At 48.0% G+C, this 19711-nt stretch carries 17 protein-coding genes, 1 tRNA gene and 1 riboswitch; of the genes, 10 read left to right on the forward strand and 8 right to left on the reverse strand.

All coding sequences use genetic code 11. The features are described from left to right. Positions 1-103: 103 nt before the first annotated feature. Entirely contained in the window at positions 104-1087 is a 984-nt protein-coding gene (locus BUB16_RS16635; protein WP_170864440.1) for a tetratricopeptide repeat protein, read from the reverse strand. 265 nt (positions 1088-1352) lie between these two features. Next, positions 1353-1448, forward strand: a riboswitch (TPP riboswitch). 286 nt (positions 1449-1734) lie between these two features. On the opposite strand from BUB16_RS16635, the gene BUB16_RS16640 reads away from it, so the two are divergent. Next, positions 1735-4119, forward strand: coding sequence for a TonB-dependent receptor (locus tag BUB16_RS16640; protein WP_073067146.1), 2385 nt, complete (start codon positions 1735-1737; stop codon positions 4117-4119). Between the two features lie 42 nt (positions 4120-4161). On the opposite strand, the gene BUB16_RS16645 is transcribed toward BUB16_RS16640, so the two are convergent. The 7 genes from BUB16_RS16645 to BUB16_RS16675 form a co-directional block, all read right to left on the reverse strand. Continuing rightward, complete coding sequence (locus BUB16_RS16645) at positions 4162-5187, reverse strand: DMT family transporter (RefSeq protein ID WP_350354146.1); 1026 nt, start codon at positions 5185-5187, stop codon at positions 4162-4164. A gap of 4 nt (positions 5188-5191) precedes the next feature. Beyond that, positions 5192-5743 (reverse strand): DUF2911 domain-containing protein, encoded by a 552-nt coding sequence (locus BUB16_RS16650; protein ID WP_073067151.1) that lies wholly within the window; start codon positions 5741-5743, stop codon positions 5192-5194. A gap of 255 nt (positions 5744-5998) precedes the next feature. Continuing rightward, the gene (gene msrA, locus BUB16_RS16655; RefSeq protein ID WP_073067205.1) at positions 5999-6649 is read right to left on the reverse strand and encodes a peptide-methionine (S)-S-oxide reductase MsrA; all 651 of its coding nucleotides are present in this window, start codon (positions 6647-6649) and stop codon (positions 5999-6001) included. A 152-nt stretch (positions 6650-6801) separates the two neighbouring features. After that, a complete protein-coding gene (locus BUB16_RS16660) occupies positions 6802-8007 on the reverse strand; it encodes a lactonase family protein (RefSeq protein ID WP_211483215.1) in 1206 nt (401 codons plus the stop codon). Positions 8008-8109: 102 nt separating this feature from the next. After that, a complete protein-coding gene (locus tag BUB16_RS16665; RefSeq protein ID WP_073067153.1) occupies positions 8110-8889 on the reverse strand; it encodes a carbohydrate-binding family 9-like protein in 780 nt (259 codons plus the stop codon). Positions 8890-9370: 481 nt separating this feature from the next. Beyond that, positions 9371-9586 (reverse strand): cold-shock protein, encoded by a 216-nt coding sequence (locus BUB16_RS16670; protein ID WP_073067155.1) that lies wholly within the window; start codon positions 9584-9586, stop codon positions 9371-9373. 153 nt (positions 9587-9739) lie between these two features. Beyond that, positions 9740-10819, reverse strand: coding sequence for a 3-oxoacyl-ACP synthase III family protein (locus tag BUB16_RS16675; protein WP_073067157.1), 1080 nt, complete (start codon positions 10817-10819; stop codon positions 9740-9742). A 673-nt stretch (positions 10820-11492) separates the two neighbouring features. Here BUB16_RS16675 and BUB16_RS16680 point away from each other — a divergent pair. From BUB16_RS16680 to BUB16_RS16715, 9 genes are all read left to right on the forward strand, one after another. Beyond that, positions 11493-11566: transfer RNA gene (locus BUB16_RS16680), tRNA-Ile, on the forward strand. A 323-nt stretch (positions 11567-11889) separates the two neighbouring features. Beyond that, a complete protein-coding gene (locus tag BUB16_RS16685) occupies positions 11890-12891 on the forward strand; it encodes a tyrosine-type recombinase/integrase (RefSeq protein ID WP_170864441.1) in 1002 nt (333 codons plus the stop codon). Continuing rightward, a complete protein-coding gene (locus tag BUB16_RS16690; protein ID WP_073067163.1) occupies positions 12884-13732 on the forward strand; it encodes a F0F1 ATP synthase subunit delta in 849 nt (282 codons plus the stop codon). The genes BUB16_RS16685 and BUB16_RS16690 overlap by 8 nt, the downstream gene beginning before the upstream one ends. After that, positions 13716-14612, forward strand: a complete 897-nt coding sequence (locus tag BUB16_RS16695; RefSeq protein WP_073067166.1) for a hypothetical protein — start codon at positions 13716-13718, stop codon at positions 14610-14612. Before BUB16_RS16690 ends, BUB16_RS16695 begins: the two co-directional genes overlap by 17 nt. A gap of 133 nt (positions 14613-14745) precedes the next feature. Further along, the gene (locus BUB16_RS16700; RefSeq protein WP_073067168.1) at positions 14746-15180 is read left to right on the forward strand and encodes a hypothetical protein; all 435 of its coding nucleotides are present in this window, start codon (positions 14746-14748) and stop codon (positions 15178-15180) included. A 344-nt stretch (positions 15181-15524) separates the two neighbouring features. Continuing rightward, positions 15525-15653, forward strand: coding sequence for a hypothetical protein (locus tag BUB16_RS22065; protein WP_280173664.1), 129 nt, complete (start codon positions 15525-15527; stop codon positions 15651-15653). A 147-nt stretch (positions 15654-15800) separates the two neighbouring features. Further along, complete coding sequence (gene ltrA / locus BUB16_RS16705; RefSeq protein WP_073067169.1) at positions 15801-17048, forward strand: group II intron reverse transcriptase/maturase; 1248 nt, start codon at positions 15801-15803, stop codon at positions 17046-17048. Between the two features lie 383 nt (positions 17049-17431). Further along, on the forward strand, positions 17432-17683 hold the full coding sequence (locus BUB16_RS16710; RefSeq protein ID WP_073067171.1) for a hypothetical protein: 252 nt from the start codon (positions 17432-17434) through the stop codon (positions 17681-17683). Between the two features lie 3 nt (positions 17684-17686). Further along, positions 17687-19705 (forward strand): AAA family ATPase, encoded by a 2019-nt coding sequence (locus tag BUB16_RS16715; protein ID WP_084088374.1) that lies wholly within the window; start codon positions 17687-17689, stop codon positions 19703-19705. The last annotated feature ends 6 nt before the right edge of the window (positions 19706-19711 follow it).

Raw genomic sequence — 19711 nt, forward strand, 5'->3', positions numbered from 1 at the left:
CAGGGCTGCTCCAGGCACCCTTGCCTCTTCCGTGTCCGTAACCATGGGATATGTTAACCCGGATCACGATCCGAACCGCAGACTACCACTATTTGCAGAGAGTTCAGCGTACCCAAAACGGGCCTGCCGCCAGCCATTCACCGGAGAGCCTCTTTAGTTCCATTTCGGCAGCGATATAGCCGGGTTCCTGCCACTGGTCCCCTTCATATACGTTATGGAAGAGCTCGTGGGCCCGATCTTTTCGTCCGTTGATAAGATGCCAGTTTCCCAGCCCGTATCCCACGGTTGTATTTTCAAGGGTGTCGCTATCCTGAGCATCCGCCAGCAGCATGTCCGGTTTAAAGATGCCTTTGAAGACCATCAGGAGCTGATGATGGCTTTTGTTTTCGACAATATTCATATCCTCGGTAATGGGTTCTAGGATATTCCCCGCCATCTCATCTTTGCCGGCTCTTCGCAGGGTCATATACAGCCAGTGTGAAGCCGCGGCCCGCATATCATCGGTTGACGAGTGGCGAAGGCACTCCTCGTACGCATTTTGAGCCTCTTCATATTGTGCTGTAAGGTAATAGGCAAGTCCCAGGTGATACCAGATATTGCTCTGCAGCGCGCTGCGGTTTTCATCGTTTTCGCCGGTTGTTTCTGCGGATTCCGGCTGGTCGTCCGTGCTGAGTACAAGTTCCGACGCGCGCTTAAAGTCTTCGATAGCTTTGTCGAATTCCCGGAGCGTAATATAACGGTGCCCCCGGTGCCGATAGAAACGTGCGTCCCCGGGATGTTTCTCAATGCCATCGCTGAAGATAGCAACCGCTTTTTGATAATTACCCAGGTGAGCGGTGTGCCGGCCGTAGGAGAGGATAGCGTCGGCATCGTCCGGCCGGGATCTGTATTCTGCTTCGGCTGTTTGAAGTTCCGTTTCAAATCGACTTTCCGTATCCGGGTCAAGGGGCGGGGCGTAAAGGGTGTCGCCCAGTGCTGAAATAGCCTGGTAGGGAGGATTTGAAAATTCTTCCAAAGGGCGGTCGCCGGAGGAACACGCATATGCGAAAAGAATAGAGCTTGTAACGATTAGTATCGAATATTTCATAATGATGACATTAGGATAATGAATGTATTCAATAATGGGCAATTCGGCCATGAAGATCAAAATATTTTGGTCGCAGCTGTAAATTATGAATTGTGATTCGCAGAAAAGGAGGAGCGGCGTTCACCGGAAGGTACAGCTGCATGTTGAAGATTTGACAGCTTGAGGATGAGGTCGAGAAAGCTGCCGCCCGAATAACAAGTAACAGATAACAAAACATTTTGTAGATAAGCCGTGAAGCCGTTATCTTTGCGGCACATAAGAAAGAACCCACGGTTGGGGGTGCTTGCAACAGCAGGCTGAGATCATACCCTGAGAACCTGACCCGGATAACACCGGCGTAGGGAAACCAGGCAGCAGTAAAAATTTACTTGTTGCCCGTTGATCAGCATTTCTTGCAAGTTCATCTCCCGCTCTTATAGAAGCATTTGAAAAACCTGGAATTTTATTCAAGGTCAAGGCCAGAGTGAGGTTGGAACCACAGCATATCGCCCATATATGAGGATTTCAACCAACCGATAACGCCGATATTGAACAAAAGAACGGTTTTGCAAATGTTTTTTATATAACCTGATAAGACGGAGGAATGAATGTTTTCCAAACAATTGCAACTACTTCACACAGCTTTTCTGTGCATATTATTATTTACTATGGCGATGAACAGTTCTCTCATGGCACAAACGGTGGTTACCGGGACCATCGTCGATGCCCGAACAGGGGAACCGCTGCCTGGGGCCAATGTGCTGCAGGCAGGCACCTCCAATGGTGTATCGGCAGGCCAGGAGGGGACCTTCTCTCTTAAACTATCCGAGGATGGGAGCACGACGATAAGAATCACTTTTGTCGGCTATCAGACTAAAACAGTTGATACCGAGGACGCGGAACGCCCTCTCCAGATTACGATGAGCCCAAGAACGCTCTTAAGTAATGCCATATTTGTGGAGGCTATCCGGGCCGGCGAGGCTTCACCGCTGGCGTACGAAAATGTGAGCCGAAGCGAGATCAAGGCCAAAAACCTGGGCCAGGATATGCCCTATATGCTTGAAGGGAGCCCATCGGTCACCATTACCTCCGATGCGGGAGCGGGGATCGGTTATACCGGGTTGCGCATCCGCGGGGTCGACCAGCGGCGGATCAACGTCACGATTAACGGTATTCCCGTCAATGATGCCGAATCGCACGGGGTGTTCTGGGTCAATATGCCTGACCTGGCCTCATCGGTTGAAAATATTCAGGTGCAGCGGGGCGTGGGTACCTCTGTGAACGGGGCCGCTGCTTTTGGTGCGACGATGAACATTCAGACTTCTCAAATGGAAACCGAGCCCTATGGGGAGGTCAATACCTCCGTGGGTTCCTTTAATACCCGCAAAGCCAATGTGATGCTGGGGTCGGGACTGATGGACAACGGGTGGCAATTCCAGGGACGTCTCTCGAAGATCGAATCGGATGGGTATATCGACCGGGCGGAATCGGATCTGAAGTCGTTTTACCTGTCTGCGGCCCGTCAGGGCGATCGCAGCTTGCTGCGCGCGGATGTTTTCTCCGGGCGCGAGAAAACCTATCAGGCCTGGTACGGCGTATCAGAGAGCAGGCTGGAGAGCGGCGACCGTACCCACAACCCGGCGGGCACGGAAAAGCCGGGTGAACCGTATGATAATCAAACTGATAATTACCAGCAGGATCATTACCAGCTGCACTACTCCTACCAGCTGTCGGATAACTGGAATGCCAGCCTTTCTGCCCACTATACCTACGGACGCGGTTATTATGAGGAATACAAAGCCGGTCAGTCGCTGGATGAATACGGCATTGATCCCGTCCAGCTGCCCGATACGACGATTGGTCAGAGTGACCTTATCCGGAATTTATGGCTTGATAATCACTTTTACGGGGCCGTGTTTTCCACCGATTATAACGTTGAAGACCGCTGGTCTGTCACCCTTGGCGGGGGATATAATGAATACGACGGCGATCACTTCGGTGAGGTTGTCTGGGCCCGGTACGCCGGCGACAGCGAAATCGGGGAACGCTACTATTTTAATAATGGATTCAAGACTGATTTTAACACCTACCTTAAAGCGCAATATCATATAACCGATCACCTTACGGCCTACGGGGATGCCCAGGTTCGCCGCATTACCTATGACTTTTTGGGTAAGGACCGTCAACCCCAACCGGGTGGGGGACAAGAGGTGGTCGATGTTCAGCAAACAGATGCGCTTACCTTTTTTAACCCGAAAGGGGGACTTACGTACCGTTTTAACAACCGGCACCGGGCATATGCCTCCTTAAGCATCGGCAACAAGGAGCCGACCCGTGAAGAATATGTGGATTCCACGCCCGAAAACCGTCCCCGCCACGAAACGCTCTATGACTGGGAGGCCGGCTATAAAGGGACCTTCGAGCGGTTTTACGTAGAGGCGAATTTCTATTATATGGATTACAGAGATCAGCTTATACTGACGGGCGAGATTAATGATGTGGGGGCTCATGTGCGCCAAAATGTTCCCGACAGCTATCGCGCAGGGGTAGAACTGCAGGGGGGACTGCAGCTGTTGCCCACCCTGGAATGGTCCGGCAATGCCACCTTTAGCCGCAATAAAATTCAGGACTACACATACTACCTGGATAACTACGATTCCGGGGGACAGGAGGAAACGACTTATAAAAACACCGATATTGCCTTTTCTCCCGGCTTTATTGGAAATTCCATGCTGCAATACCGAAGGGGAGGGTTTTCGGCCGGACTGTCAACAAAGTATGTTTCTCGTCAATACCTGGATAATACGCAGTCGGACAGCCGTTCGCTGGACCCGTATCTCGTAAACGATGTGCGTTTGGGATATAACTGGACCACGGCTCCGTTCGCCTCGCATGTGGAGGCGACCCTGATGGTGAACAACGTGCTGGATGAGCGGTACGAATCCAATGGATACACCTACGGATATATTTCCGGCGGCGAAGAGCAATTCTTTAATTATTATTACCCGCAGGCGGGACGCAATTTTCTGCTGCAGCTCTCTTTTTATTTTTAGAAGGCGTTAAGTGGATCGTCTCCGATTAACCGCTAACCGATTCTAATCCTGTTTGGCACTTGCAAACAGCGAGAGCGCTTCCTCCCGTTTTTGCTGTTCCCGGTGGGTTGCTCCGGCCCTGGTGTCTATGACCTGAATAAGGATAGCTCCGCCGATAATAAATATGCCTGAAATGATTTCCAGAAAGGAGGGATTTTCCCCGATGCTGAGCCAGGCAATCAGAAGGGCCGCAATGGGCACCAAATTTCCATAGAGTACGACCTGAGTGGGCCCCAGTTTTTTAAGGGCACGCACTTTGATCCATTGTCCCACCCCTACGCCGATGGCGCCCCCGGCAAGGATGGCAATCCAGGTCCATTCCCCCAGGCTGCTCCAGCTTGTCTCAATAAGGGCCGGCGAAGCGATAAGCAGATACAGGGAACCCCCGATAGCGGTTCGGAGGGCAACAATGGGGACCGACCCGTATTCCCGGGCCAGGGGTTTTATCAGATGCAACTCAATGACCGTAAGTATCAGAGCCACAATCAGTACCAGGTCGCCCAGCCAGTACCCTTGCTCCGGGCGAAGCCCGTCCCATGCTAAAATTATGGTCCCGACAACCGCCAGGATAACGCCCAGGTATCCATAACGTCCCATACGTTCCGTGTTGAGCAGGTAGCCCAAGCCGGTGCTTACCGCCGGTCCCAGCGCCAGCCACAGCGAAGCCCGGGCCCCATGGGTGAGACCGAGCCCCTCAATACCCAGCCATGGGGCCAGCGTGGCTCCAAGAACGGATATCAGCAGCAAGCGAGGCCAGTGTTTCTTTTTGATGTCCGGCAGAAAAGAAATGGACCGGGACCTACGCTTGCATTCCGCCCGATATTGCAGGTATAATACCGCGAATAAAGCGATACCGCCCATCGCAAAACGCGAAACACTAAAAGCAATGGGCGACATTTCATTGAGGGCAATTTCGGCCAGTATGAAATTGGCACCCCACAGGAAGGTGAAAAATAATAAAATCCCATGATGGGGAAGTGTCCCACCATGAGAAGGAGTATGTCGGGATTTACTTGAGATATATAACAGTTATTTAAACTTCTATCGTGAATGGTACTTTTACATCATCCCACCGCAGTACGGCCGTGCCGGAATCTTCAGAAACATCTTCGAAATGAAACATCATCTGCTCGGTATGCTCCGCTTTTTCCGGTTCGGTTTGGACGCGAAGCACATCCTGTCCCTCTTCGTACTCGGTACCCCAGGATATTTTAGTATTGAAGATGAACGTCCATTGGTCTTCCCCGGGTATCGTGTACAGCGAGTAGGTGCCGGCTGCAAGTTCTTCTCCTTCTACCATCACGTCATCAGAGAAGGAGATGGTCGTTGATTCATTTGCTCCGGTTCTCCATACCTCCCCAAACGGTACCAGGGAGCCTCCAAAGATTTCGCGGTCCTTTACGCCCGGGCGACCATAGGTGATCGTTACTTCGGTCGTTCCGATCGTTTGACTTACCGAAGCATTCGGACTGACTCTTGCTTCCTCATTACCGCGTTCCTGGGCCATTGCCGACGTATGAAATACCGAAACAAGTAATGCAAAGCAACCAATGATCGCAGGTATTGTTAGTCGATTAGTAGTCATAAGTAGTCGTAGTTTTTAAGTTAATATTAACCATCGTGTTTGCTGTGTCATGCTATCCCAGTCCAATAGCTTCCATTGTTTACTTCTCAAAAACTCAATCCTCTGTTTTCTATCCCTTGTTGCCTATATCAATATCAATTGTACCAGGATATATCTCATCATGTTTGGGAATACAAATCAAAAGAGTAAACGTACTTTTCTTTTATTACATTCTTACCTGGATTTCTCACCATAAATTTTTGTGAGAAATACGGGTTAACTATCCTTGAGCATATGTGAAAATTCCTTGCGAAATTTTTTAAGTTTCGGGGCAATCACCACTGTGCAATAACCCGCATTGGGATTGTTTTCGTAATAGTTCTGGTGATAGTTCTCCGCCCTGGAATAATTGGTGATCGGTTCTATTTCCGTTACAATCGGATCCTCCCATAAATCAGATTGATCGGTTTTTTTTAACGATTTTTCCGCGATTATCTTTTGATCATCGTTATGGTAAAAAATTACCGAGCGATATTGCGGACCTACATCGGCCCCCTGTCTGTTTTTGGTGGTGGGATTATGCGTGTGCCATAACACCTCCAGCAACTGTTCATAGGAGACAACAGACGGGTCATAAACAATGCGGGTGACTTCGGCGTGGCCGGTGCTGCCTGAAGAGACCTGCCGATAGGTAGGATTCTTTTCTTGTCCCCCCGCATAGCCGGCTACGACGCTCTTAACGCCCTTTACTTCTTCAAAGATGGCTTCCACGCACCAGAAACACCCCGCACCAAAGGTGGCTTCCTGTAGTGTGGTATCGGACGGTTGAATATTTTCTTCCTGCATGGATGGTGTTTTTTGAGCTTTGGAATTACAAGCCGCGAAAATTAATATGCCTGCCAGCAATAAGGTATATCGTTTATTCATAATAAAGAATTCGTTATGAGCTGTTCCCATTCCCTTATTACACTAACAATCTTATTACACTAACAATCTTATAACACTAACACTATTGAAAGCGTTTTTATTCCCTCTTTCAATAACTCATTTTCCGCTTGAATGTTGTTGCCCGGCACGGTTTATTTTTCAATAATATGCTGAGTCAGGCAGACCGGCATCGGTACTTCGATCTGCTGCCCGGTATAATTGAGCTCTCCGGTCTCTTTATCTCTCTCGAAGACCACGATATTGTCGTCATCCATATTGGCAACCAGCACATACGTCCCCCGCCGGTCTATCATAAAATTGCGGGGATGTCCGCCGCGCGTCGGCTCGTGACCTACCAGTGAAAGCTTGCCGCTGTCCTGGTCAATCTCATAAATAACCAGGCTGTCATGTCCCCGGTTTGAGGCATACAAAAACCGGCCATCCGGAGAAGTATGAATGTCGGCTGCCGAATTACCGGCTTCGTCATACGCTTCCGGGAGCATGGATATGCGCTGAATCTGTGTGAGCGCTCCCGTGGAGGAATCGGCCTGAAAAACAGCTACCGTTGAGCTGAGTTCTTCTGCCGAATAAGCATAGTTGTTGTCAGGATGAAAGGTGAAATGACGGGGACCCGATCCGGGCGTACTTTCAGCATGTGGTACTTCAGCGGGACTTAGCTCGCCGCTGTTTTGATCCACTTTATAAATCATGATACGGTCGGTCCCCAGATCGGACACATAAAGAAAGCGGCCATCCGCCGAGGGAATAGCTGAATGCACGTGCGGCGCATTCTGGCGCTCTTCATTGACACTGCTGCCCTCATGTTGCACCACATCAACGGCCTGACTCAGGCTGCCGTCTTCGGGATTGATGGCGAAGACGCTCAGGTTTCCTCCGCTGTAATTGGATACATAGGCAAAACGTCCCTTGGGGTCCACACTCACATGCGCCGGTCCACGGCCTTCCGCCGACTGCTCATTGATCAGCGAAAGCCTGCCTGTCTCCCGGTCGATCCGGTAGGCTGATATTGTTCCGTGATCGGAATCCTCAGCAAAGGCCTCGTCACTGACCGAATACAAATAGGTTCCTTCCGGGTGCAGGGCCTGAAAATCCGGAGCCTCCCGGTCGCTCACGGTTTGCAGCTGGTCAAGCCCGCCCGTCTCCCGCTCAAATTCATAAACATACAGTCCCTCGCCCCCCCTGCCGGCAAAAGTGCCGACATACAGTATTTCTTTAGAAGCTTGTTCTTGTTGCTGATGATCTTGCTCCATTTCTTTTTCCTCCGATTCAGAACAGCCCGCCAGTCCGACGGCAACGATGATCACTGAAAACAGAACGGCAATTTTTCTTTTCTTCATTTTTTTTCAACTATATAGTTAACATTCTGGTAGAAGATTTGGTAAAAATTGTTTTTTTACCAAGTGCTGTTTTTTTCGAGCATTTAACATCCTTTTTCCCAGCTACCGCTCAAACGGGCTGGTTTTATCCGAAAAAATGACCCGTCCGAAATCTTCGGGCACGTGAAAATCGGGCTTGTTTGTCTGGCTGGGGGACCACTGGCTAAATTGCTGGTTACTGTTTCCACCCAGCCGGTTTAGATTCAAATGCCATACATCTTCTTTCTCGGGCGGGGTATGCCGGGCCACTTGTGCAAAGTTTTTAAAAGGAATGGCGGCCTCCAGGATCCAGTACTCGTCCCTGTCGCTGTCATTATTCAGCGTACCTTTGATGGTGGTCTTGATCCGAATGCCTTGGCCATCCCAGTTTGCCCTGCCGTTTGCAGCCGGTTGGCCGGATTGAAAGTTATCCAGGAAAATGCCCAGTACGTTCATTTCAATATTGAAATAAGCCTGCGCCCGGTCGGGATTCGGCGCGGTAAATACCTCCACGGCATCGTCTGAATATACCGCTGAATCGCGCTGCGTATGTTCCGCCCAGATATACTCGTCCTCACAAATGAAAGCCACATACAGGTACGTATCGTCCCACAATAACTTCGCTACGGTTTGTTCCTTTTGACCGCTCTCATACCATGGAAAAACAAATGCTCCCACGCCGGGCGCTCCGGTCCAGGCGGGTTCATCCAGTTGTCCGTCGATCTCAACCGGGGTACCCGACTGGTAGACCGTATATTCCGGGGGATCCTGTGCCTGTAGGGACACGGGCTGTCCAATGGCTAAAGCCAGTATCAACAGGAGTAAATGATAGACCGTCAAGCGAAGGGAGAGGGGAATATGCATATCTATTTCATTCAGTTCAGTGAAATTGGTTGATTTGAGAAAAAGACAATATACATTTTTTAAAATATATATTTGGAATGCGTTGTGCTATTTGTTTTCAAATAGCTTCCTGTGTCCGCATGACCTGGAAATATTTTTCATAATGAAGCCAATAGAAGCTAACTTCCACTGGCACACTGTCAGGTCAGTTCTTATCGGAACCGTTGCACAACCGTTTTTTTTGTCCAATCTATGCATTTTCGCGATTTCAAAGCATTCTTTTATATAGCCAATATATGTATTGCGGTTTTGAAATCGGTCGGGATTTGATATTAAAAAAACCTGGTTTTTTTAAAGCCCTTTTTTTCAGGCGCACAACGGATTATTTGAAGAAATATAGTAAGGAAGAGGAGATGGAGAAGAAAAAGAGGGAAAAATAAAAAAAGCCTGTTTCCGAAAAGAAACAGGCTCTGAAAAATGTATGTTAGATCAAAACTCAGATCTATTTGTAATCCAGGCTTTTAACGTTGGTAGCGCTAAGACCTTTGGGAGTTTCTTCAACGTCAAACTCTACAGCTTCACCGTCTTCAAGTCCCTGATTATAATCCAGGTTTTCAATGTTGTTTCTATGAACGAAAACATCTTTGCTTCCGTCATCGGGTTTGATAAATCCAAATCCTTTTTGCGTGTCGAAAAATTTTACTTTGCCTTGTGCCATGTCTTGTATTATGTCTTTATGCACCTATGGGCTTTATTAATGAAAGGAGTTGGTCTAACGCGTCTTTTCAATATATACACTCGGTAGGTGGGTAATTAATTATAACACAGATAAAGTAACGCTTATCCAGCGGAATTCCTATTTAAAAATTATTTATTTTTCTCTGTACACCAAAGCATTGACATTCATGCCGGCCCCCACCGAAGCAAAAACCAAAATATCACCACGGGATACTTGATGATTATCCAATTTATTGCGCCGTATCAGGTCCAGCAGGGTGGGAATCGTAGCTACGGAGGTATTTCCCAGCCATGAAATAGTCATCGGCATAAGGGTGGGCGGAACCTCTGATATATTATAAAGTTTTAGCAGGCGTTGCAGAATGGCCTCATCCATCTTGGCATTCGCCTGGTGGATCAGCACCTTGGCTACATCCTTAATAGAGAGACCGGCTTGCTCGAGGGACCGTTTGACGACCCCCGGTACTCGTTTAAGGGCATATTGATAGAGTTTGCGTCCCTGCATCTTGAGAAACAAGTCGCCATCCCCTCTGTCATTAAAAGAGCGTCCCATAGTCAGGTAATCGGCCTCGGGGTTGGTGTCGGTGCGGGCGGCGTGAGAAAGGATGCCCACCGGTTGTTCGCCGTCATCGGCCCCCAGTACCGTGGCGCCGGCCCCGTCGGCATAAATCATGCTGTCGCGGTCGTGGGGATCACACACCCGGGAGAGCGTTTCAGATCCGATAACCAGCACCTGCCGGGCATCGCCACTTCGGATATAGTAGTTTGCCTGTATGAGTCCCTGCAGCCAGCCCGGACACCCGAAAGGCAGGTCATAGGCTATACACTGCGGGTTGTCAATGGCCAGTTTCTGCTTGACGCGGGATGCCAGGCTGGGAACCATATCCACTTTCGGGTTGTCGGCCTGCAGGTCGCCGAAATTGTGGGCGACGATAATGTAATCGAGAGTTTCCTTATCCAGGTCGGCATCGGAGAGAGCCTTCTCCGCGGCGAGGGCCGCCATGTCGGAGGCAAGCAGATTATCCGGCGCATATCTTCGCTCCCGAATGCCGGTAATGGCCTCGAATTTTTCGATAATCTCCTCGTTGCTTCGGTCGTAGGGATTCCCGTTGGCATCCAGGAAGGTATGCTCCAGGAAAGCACTGTTGGGGACCTTTTCAGGGGGGATGTAGCATCCGGTTCCGGTAATTACAGCAGATGGTTGTTTGTTCATAATCAACTAACTAATCAGGCTTTAAGTTCGACACGTAAAAAACAGCTTCCTTGATGGCATAACAGCACGATTCCAGTGCGGGGAATGAACAACTATTTCCGCTGCCGGAGAGCGTGGATGTGCTGTAATATCCAAGAAGGTGATACTATACCGGTAACAATGTCCGGGCAATATATCCCCGATTATCTTCTTTAAAGAGGAAGATTCGTTCATGCCATCAGCCGCTGCATTAAATGCATTTACGGTATGTTATAATAACAAAAAAGTTGACCAGTATTGGCGCAGAAACAAAAATATTCATGATTATGTGATTAGAATGTCACAAGCTGTTGGCGGGGGTTCCTTTTTAACGAACTATGGTTTGTATCTTGAAAGTGAGAAGCTCCTTCCGGGGAAACGTTGTTTGAGTAGAGAGTATCGGAATGAAAGAAAGAGAAGAGAATCTTTATGACTTTGGGTTTTTTTTGGTCCGTTCAGGTAAAGAACCACCCGACCGGAGCGTTTTCCTGAGCCCTTTTACTTCTGAAAAAATTCCATGAAGATGAGCGATGAGATAAAGAGATGTTTTCCCCGTTTGCTATTTTCTTTTCAGAAACCTTGTAAGAAGTGGCAAAAACCGTTAATTTAAGCGCCGCTATTTCTGTTCGGATGCATCCAGATCCACCAGACACACGGGCCCGTAGCTCAGCTGGTTAGAGCAGTCGACTCATAATCGATTGGCCGGGGGTTCAAGTCCCTCCGGGCCCACTTCTAAAAAGCCCCTGCAGGCCATGCATAGGGCTTTTTGTTTTTTACGCATTTCTTTTTAGGAGCATTTTATTCCCAAAAACCGTATACTGTTTGAACAAAAGTTTGAACAAATTAGCCAGTAGGTGAAAAGTAGTTCAAGCAGATGAACTAATTTCAATATGTACGGAGAGGAAATGGCAACGCTGCAGAAAAGGAATAAAATTTATTATATCGTTTTTTCTAAGAGAATTGATGGGAAGCTATATCAAAAAAAGTTCTCCTTAAGCACTAAGCGGAAAAGAGAGGCTAAGAAGAAAAAACTTGAGTATGAAGAACTTCATATGGAGGGGAAGATTGATCCCTTTCAGGGATGGACTCCCAAAAAGCATGAACAGCACAAGCAGAAAATTCAGTCTCGTCCTGATGCTATTACTCTAAGTAACCTGACGGATATTTTTATCAAGCATAGGACGCAGGCCAATGAGGTCACGAATAACAACTATCGTCGTCATCTTAATATGCTCATGGACCAGGTCGGAGAGACGATGCCCGTAACTATGATTACCGAGGAAGATCTGCGAGACTTTTGTTTTCAGGATCATCTGGCGAATGCCACAAAGAGAAGTTATCTGAGGCATATGAAAGTGTTTTTTCGCTGGATAAAGGAAAAGGGGTATGTGAAGCACGATGTCACTGAAAACATCAATAAGCCCAAAAAGCAAACCAAGATTTCCGATAAAACAATTTCTGAATCTGAGTTACAGGCAGTATTCAAAGAATATCGTAAAGATATTAAGGAGAAAAAGAAAAAGGGATATATTACCACCAAAAGCCAAAGTAGAGTATGGTTTCGACCGGTGGTAATGACCGCTTTCTATGCCGGGTTGCGGATAAAGGAGATCGTAAACCTGAAATGGCAGGATATTAATTTTAAAAATAAGCAACTAACTGTGAGTGGAACCAAATCCGGGGACGAGAGAACAATTCCCATACGGGAGAAGCTTTTTCCGGTACTTAAGGCTTGGCACCGGTACCATGGTCACCCCAATAAGGGTCTGGTATATGCCAGTCAAAAGAAATATTATGAAAATATAAAAATGAGCAAATTGAATGTTTCCCGCGTATTCAAGTTTTATGTCAAAGCCACAGGGCTTAAAGATACCATCAATTTTCATGGGCTCAGGCACAGCTGCGGGACCGAATTAATGCGCTTGGGATTTGATATCAATGAGACGGCCAAAATTCTTGGCCATAAGTCGCTGGATGTAACGCGCAGGTATGAACATCTCACTCAAATGGACCTATCAGATAAAATGAAGCGGCTGGAGGGGGACAATGATTGATTTTAGTGAGCTTGAAAAAAAAATTGATCTGTCGAACTTTGAGCGGAATCTTGGCAACAAGCGCACAAAGGCAGGCAAATATTTTTGGCTGTTTGTCCTGATCAACTATAAGGAGGCAAAGAAGGGAAATATATCCTTCGATATACGAATGGTCTGCGGGGAATACAGCAATATATTCTTTCGGCCTTATGAAGCCATCCACAACATGTTGAAGCTTTATGAAGGCCTACCTACTGCAACGATGCGAGAGAAACTGATCATCGAAGAGTCTAAAGAATACTTCGCATTGAAATTTAAAAAGAATGCTCTACAGCTGGAAAGTGAATTAAGAGAGTGGCTCAGCAATCATGATTTTTCTTTTGAACACATATCCCCAGAGGTAGTCGAATTCATTGATCTTGATTTTCTTGACAATAGACAAACTTATCTGCCTTTGATATCCAGATCCTACAAACGGTTGCTTGATGCGGCCAATCATCTCTACCTTGGAAATAGGCTGCCCGTTGATCCCCAGTGGGAACTTAAACCCTCCAGCGTTAAATCTACGTTTAATGACGTCATGGACACGATGATGCGATATAAATACTTGATTCATGTAGTCGATCATATTCGAGACTACCTGAATACCTCCTATGATACTTTCCATTCGAAGACAAGAGTAGAAGGTCCAACCCAGGCGGTTCGAGAACTATTCACCTTTACACCTGAAGCTTCCGAGTACACGAACAAGCAACTGAAATATCATTTGAAGCTAAATTTTGCTGACCTGGACGGCGAGGATTTCAACAATGATTCAGTCCGAAAAGCTATAAAAAAACATCGAGATGAGCAGTCAAAATAACCCTACAGTAGAGGATGTAAAAGGGAAGGTTGCAGACTTTCATTGGGGAAACTACCGACGCGATTTTCAGTCTGATCAATCGGATCTGGAAAAATTGTATTGGTATTGTGTGATTTCAGATATCCTTAATTTCCACCAGACTCTATTCGAAGAGTATGAGGATGGACAAGAGCAGCCAAATGAGCTGGGCACTAGGCTGTACCGATCGTATCTAGGATGCTTTTTTGAAGCACATCACCTTTATAATAGTCTATTAGACAAATTTAACAGGCTAACTGCACTTTATTGGAATGAACAACACGACATGTGGCAAACCTGGAAACAGCAAACATTAAAAATAAAAAGAGAAAATTTTAAGCTACTTTCCCAACCTATAAAGCGACATTTTGAGAACCAGAAAGCAATATCAACTGATTGTGAAATAACTCCCTATGATATTTCAGCCTATGACGACTGGCATGGTATGCTTGCCCAAAAAGTATCACTTGAACTTATAAACCATCTACGTCATGGTACTTTAGCGAAACGTCAACCCGGTACAACAAATGCTGTTTTTCCCTATCATATCAAAGAACATTTCATTGAAGTGCTCGACGGATACGGGATGAAATATTTTAAGGCCTATACAACCTTTTCCATAATTAAGAGGATCGACAAGCAATTTGAAAGCGGAATAAATATTATCAATACCAAAAAAAAGTTAGATAAAGATGAACCTATTAGGCTCGCGATAAACGATATGCTTGATAACAATCGTGATTTACAGCGTCTTGACCATACTCAGATAGCGTACCTGGTTCGGCTAAAATATGAAAACTCAGATGGCAGCGAGCTTAACCTTGGTTCTATAAAAAAGGCCCTAAACCGTATGGATAACTGAAGTAATTAAATTAATATAGAAAAGAGGGAGGAAACCGGACGTAAAGCAATAAAAGCAGGACATAACTATAGAAAAGGCATTACAAAATTCATTTTGTGTATGAATTAAATTTCTAACGAAACATTTACACAAAATGAAGAAGACAAATACAACAAATGCTGATCCATTCGCACATACACTGCTCAGCGAGTTTTATATGATCACTGATTGGCTCATAAGATTAAGCCAGGCCATCGGAAATACTACTGACCATGAGCTCCAGAAAGTACTACGATTTAATCGTTGGTATCTTGGAAGAGAGCTCGACAATATAGTACGGCGATTAGAAGATAATGATATTGAGTATCCTTTCTGCTCATATCTAACTGCATTATATGCAGGCAATCAATCTGAAATACGGGAATTAGAACGGGCGTTAAACGGCAAGGGTAAAGCTTGGTATGTCTCGGGGAAACTCCTTTCACCCAAAGAAATAAAGCAGCGCCTCAAAGAAGTACGTTTAAGCAAAGACCGTGTCGCCCAAGAATTATGCCCGGAGTGCAGAAAAGAAGCGTTGGTCAACTATTGAATGAATTATGCCAAGGTCTTACAATGAGGTCAGATTCCAAAGGGGAGCAAACAGCTCCCCTTTTTTAGTTTGCCCGGCATGGGCTGTTACTATAGGGTGAAAGTCCCGAATGTACCTTGATAGCAGGAAGCATTAGCCAAGGACAAGAGTGTCCACCGTGAGGTGGAATTTGAAGGAAGTCCAAGGCAACACTCTGATCCGACGAACAGGAACCTCATAGGAGGCGGATGCAGGCGGATAAGTTTGCTAAACAAAATGAAGTCCGACCGTTATCCGGGAGCCTGCAAGCGTAAATGAGGCGGATAGATGGAGTAAAAGTAACATCTCTTAACCGGGGAAGTCTGATGGATGGGCGAACAGTGGATGAGTGTCCGCACCGCCACGGCCCTCAGACGTCAGCCGAGGCCATAGTACTCCGACACGCCGTTGGGGAAAGGGCCGAACATTACCCGCGACGATGGTGTGTGGGTTAAGCTGGTAGCCCCGAAGGCAGCCAATCCCGCCGACCGGCGGGACTGGACGGGCGAGGATAGGGCAGAACCCGAAGTCCGCCCGCCAGAGCCGAGTTACCGCTTGCACCCACACCGCACATCAGAGCAATAACGATAAACTCGAAGACGATGCTACAACAGATTCTATCTCGGGATAATATGGAACGCGCCTACAAGCGCGTGACCTCCAATAAGGGCGCCGCCGGCGTAGACGGGGTGGAAACCACCGACCTGCGCGAGGCTCTGGATGAGCAGTGGCCCCGGATCAAGGCCGAGATTGAGGAAGGCAGCTACAACCCCCAGCCGGTGCGACGGGTGGAAATCGAGAAGCCCGGCGGCGGGACCCGCCCGCTGGGTATTCCCACCACGACCGACCGGCTAATCCAACAAGCAATCCAGCAGGTTCTTGGGCCTGTCTACGAACCCGAATTTTCCCCTTACAGCTACGGGTTCCGTCCGGGCAAGAGTGCCCACGACGGCGTTCGGCAAGCGCTAAGCTACATTAATGAGGGATATACCTGGGTGGTGGATATGGACCTGAAGAGTTTCTTTGACAAGGTAAACCACGACTATCTCATGCATCTGGTGAGCCAGCGGATCTTCGATAAACCGCTGCTTAAACTCATCCGACGATACCTGCAAGCAGGGGTCATGTGTGGAGGTGTGGTGAGCCCGAACCGGCAGGGCACCCCACAGGGAGGCCCGTTAAGCCCGCTACTGTCAAACATCCTGCTGGATGTGCTGGATAAAGAACTGGAGAGCCGCGGACACCGCTTTGTGCGGTATGCCGACGACTTCAGCATCTACGTGGGCAGCAGGCGCGCCGGCCGGCGAGTGCTGGCCAGTATAACCCGGTTCATCGAGGAAGAGCTAAAGCTCGAGGTGAACCAGCGCAAGAGCGGCGTCCGTAAGGCCCGCAATATGGAGCTGTTAGGATACAGCTTCTATCGAGGCCAAGGCGGGTACCGCCTGCGTATACCTCCTGAAAGCTTGAATAGGCTGAAGGGAAAACTCAGGGAAATCACCAGGAAAACCTGGTCGGTCTCCATGAGTAAGCGGCTAAAGCGCCTCACTGCCGTGTGCAGAGGCTGGGTAGCATACTTCCAGCTTGCCGATGCCCGCAAACACCTGAAACAGATAGACCAATGGGTGAGAAGCCGCCTGCGGTACTGCATCTGGACCCAATGGAAGCGGGTACGTACCCGCTATAAAGCCCTCAGGAAACTGGGCGCGAGCCACCGGAACGCTTACATCTGGGCCAACACCCGGAAAAGCGGCTGGCACACGGCGCACAGCTACGTGCTGACCGGTACGATTACCAATGCAAGACTGAGGAAGAAAGGCTACAACAGCTTGCTGGACTTCTATTCGAGCTAAATTATAACGGTAATGAACCGCCGCATACCAGACCGGTACGTTCGGTGGTGTGAGAGGACAGATAGGGAATTAATCCCTATCTTCCTACTCGATTTTGTCCCCAAATTCTAAATCCAGTTAACCACCGCTAAGTTACTTCTCACTATTGAGTCTCATTTCCAGCTGCACTTTGAAATGATACTACTTGCCCTCCCCCTTAATCCATAAAGTTATACCGCTTTAACATATTATGGGATTCCCATCTGCCTTCTCTTTTCCTATATGGCATTGAAAAGTGGTAATAAACCGGACAAGGCTCGAAAATACCAAGACAGAAATCTTAAAAGCCTGCCTATCTGCTGATTTTGCCTTTGAAACGCGAAATCACAAACAAACGAAGAGGTATGACAGAAAAAGACGAACTATTAGCTGAGCTCCGGGAGATACTCGAAGAGGTCAAAGTAGACCCTCCATCGAAGTATCTGTCGGCGAAGAGAGTCGAGATAGAGTACGGCATTTCAGCAAAGACCATACTCAACAGAAGCAATCTACCCGTCAAGCACAAGCGATATATCCCATCGGTGCATCTCAAAGGCGGGAGAAAAAAGTATTTCGAGCGAAAAGTAATAGAACGATTAATCAAACACAGAGGATAACCTATGACAACAACAAAAATTAGCTGTAAGAGAGTTAAGGATCGCAAATTGGAAGATACACTCCATGGATTTGGCATTACCCAAGCTACGCTTACCAAGTATGGCAGTCCCAGCTGGACATTTTTGCAACGCTACTGTATTAGCATAGAAGACTTCGTCTGGCATGGCTTTTTAAAAGAATTGCCTTCTGAGACCGACAACTATCTTTTTGCCGGCAAGTGGATTGGGTATGCTTTTGGCATTGACATGGATAAGCCGACAAAAGCAACGATCACGTGCAGTAATGCTTCTGAGATCCAAATAATACAGTATAAGGAGATCGAAACCGACGAGCCGGCTCCCGGGGCCATAGAGGGATTGGAGTTCCAAAAAGGAGACATTTGCCGGTTCCGCGAGAAAAAAGTCAAGATAACCTCATGCGATCCGGCCGTTGGATATATCACGAATGATACCTACTGGGAAGACATCAATGGAGACTCCGAGAAAGATGGAGACGGGGAGACCGTTGTTGAACAGCTGAAAGGAGAAAAACCGGCCCGCTCCTCCAGCGGATTCGATAAGATAATAGGCATGGAGGATGTGATACAGGAGGTCAAGCAGAAGATTCTGCTGCCCTACCAAAAGCCGGAACTGGCCCAAAAGTTTCTGCACAAGCCGCTCAAGGGCGCCCTTATCTACGGTCCCAACGGCGTGGGAAAGACCGCCTTGGTTCGTGCTATCGCCGAAGAGGCCAAGGTCCCTTTGATACCATTACCATCGGGAGCGGGTGTTGGCTTTATAAGAGAAATCTACGACTGGGCTGCAAAACAGAATGACGGCTGTATTGTATTCATCGATGAAATCGATGGTCTTTTCAAAGCCGGCGCGACAGGAGCAGGAAACCCCTATGTGACGACATTGCAGGAATGTATCGACGGTTACTCACAAAATGACGGGGTATTTACGATTGGAACGACCAACTTTCCGGGTGGCCTGCCCCAAGGCCTCAAGCGAAGCGGACGGCTGGATGTGCTGATCAATATGGGTCTTCCAAGCCAGCAGGATCGCCAGAAGTTATTCGAATTTTTCCTTCGCGGACTCAGGGTATCCGGGGATATCGAATACAAAAAGCTGGCTCGTATGACTGACAGCTACACCGGTGGCGATATCGAGGGCGTAGCAAAGGAAGCCGGCATTGCCGCACTGGCAGCACATCAGCGAAATCCAAAAGCGAAGATCGTTAATAAACGTCTGACCAAGGCCATTTCTGGCTATACTCCAACGGGGGCCCGCATTATGGGACTTCAAAAACCTACCGTTAGCTTCGATGATATCTACGGGCAGGACGAGCTTATTCACGACATTACGACCCAGCTGGACTTCATCAGCGGCAGGAAAGAGGCCAAATATAGCAATATCTCTAACGAGGCTATCCTGTTGCACGGGCCTCCCGGAACAGGTAAAACCTATCTGGCCCAAGCGATCGCGGATTATTTAGATGTGTCCTTTCTGTATAAAAAGGGGGCTTCTTTCAAAAATAAATGGGTGGGAGAAACCGAGCGAAACATCCGGGAAATGTTCGCCCAGGCCCGGACCTTTAAGCCGTTGGTGCTTTTTATTGACGAAATTGATGGCATCGGAAAAAAGAGAAGTGGTTCCGACTTAAATCGCCACGCTGAGGATGCGCTCAGCGTATTTCTTGGGGAGATGGAGGGCGTGGTCAGTAACGAAGGCATCTATCTTATTGGGGCAACCAACGTGCCCGGACACCTTGACGAAGCTGTTCTCAGCCGCTTCCGGCGCCGGTTTCATATGCCCAAGCCTGACGGCCCCCAGCGAAGAGCGGTGCTGGAAGGCTTGTTTAATGAGCTCCCCGACCAGCTTGTCCAGTTCGATTATGATGTCATCACGGCGGCGACCAAAGGCTACACCCAGCGGGGCCTCAATGGGCTTTATAATGAGGTCTGCATGAGGCTCGATACCGGCCATACGAGCAAGGTCACCACGACCTTTCTGCAAAACCTGATCCAGTCAACCAATTAATATCAA

Origin of the sequence: Fodinibius roseus, from assembly GCF_900129315.1 — a bacterium.
GTDB classification, from domain to species: domain Bacteria; phylum Bacteroidota; class Rhodothermia; order Balneolales; family Balneolaceae; genus Fodinibius; species Fodinibius roseus.